Annotated in this window: 10 protein-coding genes; 3 read left to right on the forward strand and 7 right to left on the reverse strand. The window is 65.4% G+C overall.

The window, feature by feature from the left end; genetic code table 11:
• Window positions 1–26: 26 nt before the first annotated feature.
• Complete coding sequence (locus C404_RS46175) at window positions 27–821, reverse strand: class II aldolase/adducin family protein (RefSeq protein ID WP_021195569.1); 795 nt, start codon at window positions 819–821, stop codon at window positions 27–29.
• A gap of 114 nt (window positions 822–935) precedes the next feature.
• Complete coding sequence (locus tag C404_RS46180) at window positions 936–2,177, reverse strand: YbfB/YjiJ family MFS transporter (RefSeq protein WP_031329570.1); 1,242 nt, start codon at window positions 2,175–2,177, stop codon at window positions 936–938.
• A gap of 102 nt (window positions 2,178–2,279) precedes the next feature.
• On the opposite strand from C404_RS46180, the gene C404_RS46185 reads away from it, so the two are divergent.
• The 3 genes from C404_RS46185 to C404_RS46195 all read left to right on the forward strand — a co-directional run bounded on the left by C404_RS46185 (window position 2,280) and on the right by C404_RS46195 (window position 5,458).
• On the forward strand, window positions 2,280–3,200 hold the full coding sequence (locus C404_RS46185) for a LysR family transcriptional regulator (protein WP_021195571.1): 921 nt from the start codon (window positions 2,280–2,282) through the stop codon (window positions 3,198–3,200).
• An 87-nt stretch (window positions 3,201–3,287) separates the two neighbouring features.
• On the forward strand, window positions 3,288–4,688 hold the full coding sequence (locus tag C404_RS46190; protein WP_031329571.1) for an NfeD family protein: 1,401 nt from the start codon (window positions 3,288–3,290) through the stop codon (window positions 4,686–4,688).
• A 20-nt stretch (window positions 4,689–4,708) separates the two neighbouring features.
• Window positions 4,709–5,458, forward strand: coding sequence for a slipin family protein (locus C404_RS46195; protein WP_021195573.1), 750 nt, complete (start codon window positions 4,709–4,711; stop codon window positions 5,456–5,458).
• Between the two features lie 169 nt (window positions 5,459–5,627).
• On the opposite strand, the gene pelG is transcribed toward C404_RS46195, so the two are convergent.
• From pelG to C404_RS46220, 5 genes are read right to left on the reverse strand one after another with little or no spacing between them, the layout of a single operon-like run.
• Complete coding sequence (gene pelG / locus C404_RS46200; RefSeq protein ID WP_021195574.1) at window positions 5,628–6,998, reverse strand: exopolysaccharide Pel transporter PelG; 1,371 nt, start codon at window positions 6,996–6,998, stop codon at window positions 5,628–5,630.
• The gene (gene pelF / locus C404_RS46205) at window positions 6,998–8,605 is read right to left on the reverse strand and encodes a GT4 family glycosyltransferase PelF (protein ID WP_021195575.1); all 1,608 of its coding nucleotides are present in this window, start codon (window positions 8,603–8,605) and stop codon (window positions 6,998–7,000) included. The genes pelG and pelF overlap by 1 nt, the downstream gene beginning before the upstream one ends.
• Window positions 8,602–9,588, reverse strand: coding sequence for a tetratricopeptide repeat protein (locus C404_RS46210; RefSeq protein WP_021195576.1), 987 nt, complete (start codon window positions 9,586–9,588; stop codon window positions 8,602–8,604). Before C404_RS46210 ends, pelF begins: the two co-directional genes overlap by 4 nt.
• Before the next feature lie 17 nt (window positions 9,589–9,605).
• On the reverse strand, window positions 9,606–11,060 hold the full coding sequence (locus tag C404_RS46215) for a PelD GGDEF domain-containing protein (RefSeq protein WP_021195577.1): 1,455 nt from the start codon (window positions 11,058–11,060) through the stop codon (window positions 9,606–9,608).
• Entirely contained in the window at window positions 11,060–11,620 is a 561-nt protein-coding gene (locus C404_RS46220) for a hypothetical protein (RefSeq protein WP_031329572.1), read from the reverse strand. Before C404_RS46220 ends, C404_RS46215 begins: the two co-directional genes overlap by 1 nt.
• Window positions 11,621–11,660 lie beyond the last annotated feature (40 nt).

The following is an 11,660-nucleotide window of genomic DNA, read 5'->3' on the forward strand; positions in this document are numbered from 1 at the left end:
GGGGATTCGCGTGTTCAATCGCTTAGTTAACCGCGGTATGAAGCGTCAATTTTATCCAGTTTGCGCAGCAGGGCCGGCCACTCCATCACACCTTCGATGGCGCCGCCGTCTTCCAGCTGTTCGGCAGCGCGGTCGGCCACGTGCGGCGCGGGCGAGACCACCCCATCGCCGGTCATGCCCGTCAGCGCCTGGATCTGGATCTCGCATGCCTTAATGAGCGTGGCCATCAGCACATGGGCTTCTGCCACGGTGCGGCCGATCGTGAGCGTGCCGTGATTGCGCAGCAACATGGCGAACCGGGCCCCAAGCGATGCGGTCAGGCGTGTGCCCTCTTCCGGCGAGAAGGCCAAGCCCTCGTAGTCGTGATACGCGATGCGCTTGTGAAAGCGCAGTGCATGCTGCGACAGCGGCAGCAGCCCGTGCTTCTGCGCCGACACGGCAATGCCCGCCGTGTTGTGCAGGTGGATCACGCAATGCGCATCGGCGCGCGCCGCATGCACAGCCGCGTGCAGCGCAAAGCCCGTGACGTTCACCGACGGCCGCGCTGCAGCGTCAGGCCAATCGCCGACGAGCTGGCCGGCACCATTGATCTTCACCAGGTTGGACGCGGTGATCTCGTCGAAGGCGAGGCCGAAGGCGTTGATGAGGAAGTGATCCGGCTCACCCGGAACGGTGGCCGACAGATGGGTGTAGATCAGGTCATCCCAGCCGTTGAGCGCGGCCAGCCGATAGGCGGCGGCCAGGTCAACGCGCACGGCGCGCTCGGCTTCGCTGATCTCGCCCCCGGGCACAACGGCGCCGGGGCGCAGGGCAAAAGACATGGGGCTCCTCCAATGGAGGAGGCATTCTAGAACGTGCGCGCAAATCGCGCGGTGACCTGCGCGACATGCTGTCCTTCATCGCGGTCCTTTATCGCTGTCCCTCATCGCCGTCCATCACGCACGTACGGGCGAGAGGGGCGAAGCACGCTTGACCGCAACAAAGATGGCCACGCCCACCACCAGCGACGCCACCGCCACCGCCAGCGATGCGCTGAAGCCGCCCGTAGCGGCAAACAGCCGATTGGCCAGCGGCGGCCCCGCAATCTGGCCAATGCCATAGGCAGCTGTCATCAGCCCCATCAGGCGTGGCGCCGCATGTGGCCAGAGCCGGCGTGCCTCGCGCATAGCAAACAGCGTGATCGCCGTAAACGGCAGACCAAGCAGCGTGCTGGAGAGCGCCAGCCCTGCCACCGTTGGCCAGACGATGCTGACTGCCACGGCAACCGCCTGCATGGCATACGCCGTGGCGAGCAGCGAACGGTTATCGCGCGCCAGGCTGATCCGTGTGGAGAGAAAAGCGCCCAGCGCCACGCCCACACCGAACATCGGCCAGAACAGATCGGGCCAGATCGAGCCGGCCGGCAGCACCTTGCGCGCGATCACCGGCAGGAAGGTGGCGGTGATGATGTAGCCGAAACCGGCCAGGCCGTACGCCAATGTGATGGCGGTGGTGGGTGCGTCCAGACGCGGCGCTGCAGCGGTTGCAGCCGCAGCGGGCGAAGCCGCATGGGCGTGCACTTCTGGGCGGATGGTCGACCACACCGCCACCGTCAGCAGCGCCGACAACACGCCAAACGCGATCCACGCTGATGTTGCATGCCAACCCAGCGCCACCATACCGCTGGCTGCCAGACCCGGAATGGCAATGCCCAGCCCCGGCCCGCAGAAGATGATGCCACCCAGCGCCGCATGCCCCAGCTCCGTCAGCTTGTGCAGGCACCAGCCCGCCGTGAACACGAACACCAGTGCGCTTGCCATGCCGGCAGCAAAGCGCAGCACGAACCACGCCGGCTGACCTTGCAGCAGCCCCATCCCCGCCGTGAGCAGCACCGTGGCAATCAGGCCCGCGCGAATCAGCCGCGCCGCATCACCGCGCACCGCCATGCAGGCCAGCGCACCAAGGAAATAGCCCAGATAGTTGCCCGTGGCCAGCCAGCTGCCCTGCGCCAGCGACAGGCTGCCGTCGTGCAGCATCATCGGCAGGATCGGGGTGAAGGCAAAGCGGCCGATACCCATCGCCACAGACAGCGCGACCATGCCAGCAATTGCCACGCGCCAAGCCGCACCACGTGTGTCATGTGCAGCGGGCAACGAAGAGGAGGAAGACGTGGACGAGGACGACAGCGCGGATTGCATGAGGATGCCCGGACGGGGAGATCGGTACCTCATCGTACGCAACGCGGTGCATTCCGAAAAATGAATTATATTGAACGAATCTATTAGCATTCGAGATGCATCATGGATCTGGCCTCGCTTGAAATCTTCCGGACCGTCGTGCGCGAAGGCGGCGTCACACGGGCGGCCCAGCAGTTGCACCGCGTGCAGTCGAACGTGACCACGCGTATCCGCCAGCTGGAAACGTCACTGGGGGTGCAGCTGTTTGTGCGTGAGGGCAAGCGCATGGTGCTCACGCCCGCCGGCCAGACGTTGCTGACCTATGCGGACGACATCCTCCGCCTGGCCGCCGAAGCCCGGCAGGCCGTCCAGCCACGCGAGCCGCACGGGCGCCTACGCATCGCCTCGATGGAAAGCACCGCTGCCAGCCGCCTGCCCGGCCTGCTCGCCACGTTGCACCAGCGCTGGCCGCGCGTGCAGCTGGAGCTGGTGACCATGCCGACGCGCCAGTCGATCCAGGCGCTGTCGAACTTTGAAGTCGACTGCGCCTTCGTTGCGGAAACCGCCTGCCTGGTCAATACGCGCGCCGCACTCACAACACTGCCCGCCTTTGCCGAAGAGCTGGTGCTGATCGCCCACCGCGCGCATCCGCCCATCCGCCGCGCCACTGACGTGCAGACGCCCGCCCTGCTCGCCTTCGAGGCCGGCTGCGCCTATCGGCAACTGATCGAGGACTGGTTTGAGGCCGACGGCGTGGTGCCGTCGCGCGTGCTGGAACTGGGCTCGTATCACGCCATCATCGCGTGCGCGGCGGCGGGGATTGGCGTGGCGCTGGTGCCGCGCTCGGTGCTGGAGCTGTACTCGAACTCGCCGGACATCAGCATCCACGCGCTCAACAAACCCAGCCGCGTCGACACGATCCTGGCGTGGCATCGCGACATGGCTGGGCCGGCGCTGCAAGCACTCGTGCAGGTGCTGAGCGAGCCACATGCCACGGCTGACGCATTGACCACCCCCGCCGCCGGTGAAGCCATCGCCGCCTAAACTGGATCAATAAGCTGAATCAATAAGCTGAATACAAAGACCCCGCCGCCGGTCTAACAGCAAAGGCGGTCACCAACGGAGGCTGTCATGCGACGGTCGTCTCGTGCAGCACAGTGCATGGCGTGGATGGCGGGCGTGCTGACCGCCGCGTGGAGTTGCCTGGCGCTGGCCGCTGCGCCCGTCGTGGTACTGCCGCTCACGGGTGCCATCGGGCCGGCCAGCGCTGCTTATGTCGTGCATGGGTTGGAAGAGGGGCGCAAGCAAGGCGCGCAGCTCGTGGTGCTGCAGATGGATACGCCGGGTGGGCTGGACGCATCGATGCGGCAGATCATCCAGGCCATCCTCGCCTCTCCGGTGCCGGTGGCAGGCTATGTCGCGCCGGGCGGTGCACGCGCGGCCAGTGCCGGCACCTACATCCTCTATGCCTGCCATATTGCCGCGATGGCGCCGGCCACCAACCTGGGGGCGGCGTCGCCGGTGTCGATCGGTATCGGCGGGCATGCGCCGTCCGGCCCCACGCCAAACCCTGCCAATCCGGGGGATGCCGCCAAACCGGCCAGCGCCCCCGCACTGTCTTCAAGCAACGAGGACACCCTTGCCCGCAAGCAGATGCACGATGCTGCGGCGTACATCCGGGGCCTGGCACAACTGCGCGGCCGCAACGCTGAATGGGGTGAACGCGCCGTCCGCGAAGCCGTGAGCCTGGAAGCATCCGAAGCCGCCAGCCAGCGCGTGATCGACCTGATCGCCAGCGATGTGCCCGACCTGCTCAAGCAAGTGGATGGCCGCGCGCTGCGCACCGCCACGGGCCCGGTCACGCTGCACACCGCAGGCGCCCAGACCGTGACGCTGGAGCCCGGCTGGCGCAACCACTTCCTCGCTGTGATCACCGATCCGAGCCTCGCGCTATTGCTGCTGACGGTGGGCGTGTATGCGCTGATCTTCGAGTTCTCCACACCGGGCATGGTGGTGCCGGGCATCCTCGGCGCGGTGTGCATTCTGGTGGCGCTGTATGGGCTGCAGATGCTGCCGATCAACTACGCGGGGCTGGCGTTGATTTCGCTGGGCCTCGGTTGCATGGTGGCCGAGGCCTTCCTGCCGACCTTCGGTGCGCTGGGGGTGGGCGGCATCGTCGCGTTCATCCTGGGCGCGGTGATGCTGATCGATACGCAGACACCGGGCTTTGGCGTGCCGCTGCCGTTGATCGTATCGATGGCCTTCGTGAGCCTGACGGTAATCCTGCTGCTCTCCAGCATGGCCATGCGCGCGCGGCGGCGTCCCAAGGTGGCCGGCGGCGACACCCTGATCGGCATGACAGGCGAATTGCTGGAGCTGGACCCGGCCGACCCCAACGACCCCGCTGCCGGCTGGGCGCAGGTGCATGGTGAGCGCTGGCGCGTGCATTGCACCGGCCGTCTGACACGGGGTGATCGTGTACGCGTGACGGCGCGACATGGGCTCACGCTCGACGTCGTGCCTGCGGGTTAGCCATCCTAAGGAGAAGAAAAATGCTCTACGGATTCTTCAGCGCAGGCGGCCTGATCTTCCTGGCTGTGCTGCTGATCATCTCGTCGTTTCGCGTGCTGCGCGAGTACGAGCGCGGCGTGGTGTTCCTGCTTGGGCGCTTCTGGCGTGTGAAAGGGCCGGGGCTGGTGCTCATCATCCCGGCCATCCAACAGATGGTGCGTGTGGACCTGCGCACCGTGGTGATGGACGTGCCGCCGCAGGATGTGATCTCGCACGACAACGTATCGGTCAAGGTCAACGCGGTGGTGTACTTCCGGGTGGTGGACCCGGAGCGCGCCATCATCCAGGTGGCCAACTTTCTGGAGGCGACCAGTCAGTTGGCGCAGACCACGCTGCGGGCCATTCTCGGCAAGCACGAACTGGACGAAATGCTGGCCGAACGCGAGAAGCTCAACCTCGACATCCAGAAGGTGCTCGACATCCAGACCGACCCGTGGGGCATCAAGATCGCCAACGTGGAGATCAAGCACGTCGACCTGAATGAATCGATGATCCGTGCGATTGCGCGTCAGGCTGAGGCCGAGCGCGAACGACGTGCCAAGGTGATTCACGCAGAGGGGGAATTGCAGGCGTCGGAGAAACTGCTGGAAGCCGCACGCATGCTGTCGCAGCAACCTGAGGCCATCCAATTGCGCTACCTGCAAACGCTTACGCAGATTGCTGGCGACAAGAGTTCGACGATTGTGTTTCCGTTGCCGATAGAGGTGTTGGGGGCTTTGAAGAAGGCTTAGCGGCACGGTTGGCACGCTATGGATTTTGTTGGTGCATCCCCTGTTTCATCCCCTGCCGGGGCTGACTCACTTTCTTTGTCTTGCCAAAGAAAGTGAGTCGTCCCCGGCAGGGTACGAAAGGGAGGTGGACCACCAAGACCAAAACCAACCGTCCCTTCCCGTCAGCGTGTCACTGCAACATAAACGTCTCGTACTCCAACCGATCCAACTTCCGATCCAGAATCACCAGACTCGCCATCACCACCAGCAGCAGCGACACGGCAAACCCATACCCATACCAGGCCGGCCCAAGCTGCAGCGTGATCCACGTCAGCACGCCGTTAAGCACGACAAACGCAGCCGTCAGCCCCAGCACCACGCGCCGCCGGTCCAGGTAGAAGAAAATATTCAGCACGCCCAGAAACACCACCTGCAAGCTCGCAGCAATGGTGTCGACATACAGCAGCGGCAGATACAACTCGGAAATCTGCAGCACCCGCAGCACCGAAGCCCCCACGGCAAACAGCACCAGCGCCGCCATCGCCTGAATCTTCACGATCTCGTACAGGCCCGCGCGGATGGTCTGCACCATCGTGTTGCGCATGTCTTCGATGTGCTCCAGCGACGCCCCACCCCGCACAGCGTCGTAAAACGCGTCGTAGTACTCGACAAAGTCCGTCTCGATCCGCACCAGGAACACCGCCATGCCGGGAATGATCCCCAGGTACGCCAGAAACACCGGAATGTCATAGATGACCGACGCATGCAGCGGCCCGATCACCTGCTGCCCCGTGCCCGGCGCATACCAGAACATGAACTTGTCGAGCCAGATGCCAAGGTTGTACAGCAGCCCGATCAGCATCAACGAGGGATACGCAAACCGCTTGTCGAACACCTCGAACGACAGGAAGCGCCGTCCGCTGAAATTGCGGTAAATCAGCCCCGCCATGCCGATCAGCAGACACAGCTGCCCCAGCACGAAACCCAGCAGCAACCCCTCCAGCCCCACGCGGTTGAACAGCAGCGCGAGCAGCACCGTGAGCGAGTAGCCGATCAGGAAGATCCACACGATCGCCTTGTACTGCTTCATGCCCGACAAGAAGATCACCGCGATCCAGATGTTGGCCATGACCACAAAGCCCGCCAGCATCAGCACCCGGTAGATGGCCGACTGCTGCGGAAACGCAAACAGCACGACGATGAGCCCCAGGCCGCCCGCCACCAGTGTCATCACGAGCGACACGGCGTGGTAGTTTGGCAGGACGAGATCGTCGCGTTTCTCAAACAAGCGGTCGGACGTGAAACGCGTGAAGGCGAGCTGCAGCGGCCCGGTCAAGATCAGACTCACCGCAATCAAGTACGTGACGGACACCTGGAACTGCGTGATGAGCGAGCCGGGAATCACGAACGGCAGGCTCAGAATACCGATCAGCAGAATCCCGACGATGGACAGAATCCACGGCCCGGAGCTGATGATGCCGGCGTAGGTGTAGGCGCGCAGCAGCCCTAGCAGGCTGTCGCGCTTGAGCATCTTGCGGAGCTCGAACCCGATGCCGGCCATCAGCGTGCTCCCTGCTGTTTAACCTGCCCGGCATGGTGCGGGCAGGCTGCCGCGGCGGCCTTGCCCGTGGCCTCGGTGGACAGATCAGGCAGCGTGCGCAGGCGGTCGTACAGCTCGCGATAGGCGCCGACCATCATCTCCTGCGTGTAGTAGCGCTCCACGCGAGCGATGCCGGCGGCCTGTGCGTCATACCAGCGCGATTCATCACGCAGCAACGTGAGCACTTCGCCGGCCAGCGCGGCCGGGTCGGCAATGCGCACCACGGCGCCGGCGGCACCCAAAGCGGCGTCGTCGCCTTCCAGGCCGAACAGCAACTGGCGGCACGAACCCACATCGGTGGTGACCGAAGGCACGCCCGCGGCAAATCCTTCCAGCACCACCAGCGGCAGCGCCTCGCTGATCGAACTCAGCACCAGCACGCCCACCTTGGGCAGGATGTCGTCGATCTTCTGGAAGCCGAGGAACTTGATGCGATCCCCCAGGCCCAGGCTCTCCGCCAAGCTGTGGCATTCCTGTGCGTATTCCGGGTCCTCATCTTCCGGGCCGGCAATCCAGCCTTCGGCGTCGGGCATCTCGCGCGTGATGGTCAGCATGGCGCGGATGAAGGTCTTCACATCCTTGATCGGCACCACCCGCCCGATCAGGCACATCACGCGCGGCACGTTGGCCGGGCGCTTATCGCGCAGTGCAGCCAGGCGTGGCAGGTTGATGCCATTGGGGATGCTGCGCGTCTTCTCGGCCGGCGCACCATCGATCACCTGCCGCAGCCGGTTGCCCTCGTACAGCGCAGTGATCTCTTCGGCGGCGTCGTAGCAGACACGGCCCATGGTCTCGAAGAAGCGCACCCACAGATCACGGAAGTAGCTGATCTGCGCGATGTCCTTCTCGAAGATGCTGCGGTTGTCGCGAATCCACTGGCTCTGGAACAGGTCGATCTTGCGTTCCTTGGTGTAGATGCCGTGCTCCGACACCAGCAGCGGACGCCCGCGCTTGTAGCGCAGCAGCGCCCCCAGGAAACCCGCATAGCCGGTCGAGATGGTGTGGAACACCTTCACCGGGATCAGGTTTTCGGCAATGCGCACCAGCTGCCACAGCGGCTTGTGCATGATGCGCACGGTCCAGAAGTAATCGGTGAACGACGGGTCGGTGCAGTAGCGCCGGTAGTAGTCCGTCATCATGTCCCAGGCGCGGTGGCTGTAGAGGAATTGCTCCTCGGCCAGCGGGCCGTCGTCGCGCAGGTCGGCAATGGACGCGCGAATCAGATCGGCCGTCTCTTCCTTGTGCGCGGGATTGCGCAGCGCTTCGTGCAGCTTGCGCGAGCGCTCGAAGGCCGCCGGATCACCGCCGCTGGCCTGCACCAGGGGCGGCGCCGGGAAGTCGTACAGGTAGTGGCACTCCACGTGCACCACGTTGTCGGGGATGGCGTAGACGGGCTTGCCGTAGTCCTCCCGGCGGCTGCCGATAAAGACGACGGCAAAGCGGATGTCCGGAAACGCCCGGATCATCTGGTTGACCCAGCTCGACACCCCGCCGCTCACGTAGGGAAACGTCCCTTCGAGCAGCAGCGCGACGTCGGCGGACTGGGCGCGTGGAAATTGGTCGCTCATGATGTCCAGTAGCGCAGCAGCGGACGCAGCAATGGCAGCGGCGAGCGGTTGGAGAATTGCGCCAGCGCGGCGCGCGCGCCGGCGTAGTCGCGGCGCAGGTAGCAGGCTTCGGCCAGCGGTGGCAGCAGACGGTCACGCGGAAAGCCGAGCCGCTCGGCTTCACGCAGGTGCGATTCGGCCACATCGGGCTCGCGGCGCGACAAGGCCAGCCGGCCGCGCATGTACCACAGCGCGGCGTTGTCCGGCTGGATATCCAGCGCCGCGCTGGCGTAGCGCTCCACCTGTTCAGCGGTGTAGCGGTACACATCGCCTTGCACCAGGTTCTGGTAGATCAGCTCCCAGTACAGATCGGCCAGGCGCTTGTTGATGTCGTAGCGAGCCTCGGGCGTGGTGGCCTCCTCCAGGCGCGGTAGCTCAGCCAGGATCTTCTGCATCAACACCTTCTCGGCGTTGTCGAGCATGCCGTAGGCCAGCAAGCGGATGTCGTCCACCGGATCGGCCAGCAGGTCACGCAGTACGGGGCTGGCCGTGCGGGTCGGCATCGACTGCATGGCTACCAGCGCGGTCATGCGGCTTTGCACGGGTGCGCGCTCATTGCTGAGCTGGGCGCGCAGCCGCGCCCCACCGCCGTGCGTCACGCGCGAAATCAAATGCGCAACAAACACCGGCAAGCCCACGTCAGCGATGTCCTTGTCGCCCTCCGGCTTGGGGAACAGCTTGCCAAGCAACAGACTGCCCAGCACCAGCAGACACCCCGCCACCGGCACGAAAAAGCACAGGGCGACGAGGTAGCCATACGTCCAGACAAACGGCACGCGATAACGGCGCGGCAGCAGGCGCCAGGCGGCCAGCCCGATCAGCGCGGCGGCGGTCCCTTGCAGCAGCAGGCACGACAGCAGCAGTGCCAGGCTGTTGCCGGCGTGCAGCACCATCACCACCGCTGCAATCTGGGCCGAGATACCGGCGAGCGTGAGCTTGAACATGGTCGCGTGCCCTCGCTTCAGCCGTCGAGGTGGCAGCGTGCGATGAAGCGCACCAGCGCCTCACCAGGGTGCTCGCCCGTCACGTGCAACGTCTGGACGCCAATGTGCGACTGCTCGAAATCGACGCCGAACTGGGCGCGCAGGCTGTCTTCAATGCGCACAAGGTAGGCTGACACGGCACCCGCGTCCGACAGCGGCATCAGCGTGACGATGGCACGACGGGCCTTGCCGCGCGCCTGCCAGACCACGTCCAGCGCACGGCGGCTGCGCACCACCTGCTCGAACAGCGCATCGCTGGCCTCGTCCTGGTCAAAGATGAGCGCCACCACCGACGAGTCGATGCCGGTATCGCGATGCAGGCGCGCCAGGCGGCCGAGGTCGAGTGCAAAGTCGTACGGCGCATCGGGCACGAGGTCGAGAATCTCGGAGCTGACGGTGAGGTGGCGCACGCCATCGGCGTAGTAGCCCAGCAACACCAACAGGAACTGCAGGTTCTCGTACGACAGCGAGAGGAACGGCATCTGCTGCACGACCACGATGCCGATCAACTCGTCAGCACCTGACAGCACCGGCGCGCAGGCGACGTAGCGCGAGCTGTCTTCATGGCGCAGCTCGGGCGCCTGCGGGTGGCCCAGCGTGTGAGTGTCGATGCAATGGCGGATCAGCGGGTCGTCAGCGACGATGTCGAACGGTGTGCCGACGCGGGCCACGGGGTCAGTGTCGACTTGGTTGCCCGTCACACGCACCATCGCCGCCACTTCCAGTTGGCAGGCCTGCGCCGTCCATTGCAGGAACTGCACGGCACCCGGCAGTTGTGCCACGTCGGGCTGGTTGGTACCGTCGCAGTGTTCGCGTGCGGCCAGCGCCAGGTTACGCAGTTGCGTGAGCGTGTCGCGCAGCGTAGTCGGCTTGGCCAGCAGATCGTTCTCCAGCCGCTCGTGTGAAAGACGCAGCAGGAAGTGGTTCTTGGTCAGCGCGGCCAGGCGGTCGTTCAGGTAACCGTTGACGGTGCGCGCACGCGAGAGCCGCGCGCCCCAGATATCACCGAACTGCCCGCCGATCAGCACGAACATCAGCCCGCCCAGAAAGTACATGCGGGGGAAGGCGCCGGCCGCCGCGGCCTGCCCGTAGAACAGCCACCACGCACCCAACACCACCAGCGCAGCGGCCGCGCCTAGCAGCGTGCCGTAGCGCAGCGCCAGGATGAGCGGCACCAGCCAGATCCACGGGAACCCGTAGCCGAGCAGCAGCGGATTGTCCGGCACGAACAGCCAGACGATGCCGATGGCAACGATCGTGGCGCCCAGCGTTTCCAGCACCGCGCTCGGGCTCGACACGGCCGGCGCGATCAAACGCCCATACCACGACGATGCGCCGATGCCCTGCGCATTGCGCCGACGATCGCGCCCGCGCGCCTCGGCTGCGGCGGACTGCGCGCTCTGCCGCAAACCCTGCGCCGCTTCGGTTTTCATCAGCCTCGGCCCAGCGGCGAGAGCAACTCGCGCAGCAGCTTCTGCGCCACCGCCGAGACGGCATCGCGGCTCCAGCCGGTGCGGCTACCGGCCGCGCTCCAGATCACGTTGCCGCTCTGCACGTCGATCACCTGCAGCGTGATGCCGACGGCGGGCTCGCCATCCACGCCCACCTTGTAGCGCCACTCGTCCACGGCGCCGGTCAGGGCATAGCGAGCCTTCTCGCCGCGCGCCCAATCCAGCGCGCGGGCCACGGCCTCGCGCTCGGCTGGTTCGAACAACGATTCGCTGTTCAAATTGGCCGGATATTGCTTGAGGTTGGTAAAGCCGCGCGCCTTCAGGATGCTGGTGGCGATGGTCTCGGCACGCAGCCCGGCCTGCGGGGTTTCGGTGTAGTTGACGATGGGCAGCACGACCCATGCGTCAGACGCGCTGGTGGCCGGTGCGCGGCCGCTGTCGACCACGGCACACGCAGACAGCGCAAGCGCCACGCCAACGCCTGCAGCGGCGGCCAGCCAGCGGCGGCGGTCGGCTTTCATCTTGTCGAGCAAGGGTGTCATCGCTTTCTCCTGGATGCTTCCGTTGTTCTTCATGCTGGTG

Origin of the sequence: Ralstonia sp. AU12-08, assembly GCF_000442475.1 — a bacterium.
GTDB lineage: Bacteria > Pseudomonadota > Gammaproteobacteria > Burkholderiales > Burkholderiaceae > Ralstonia > Ralstonia insidiosa.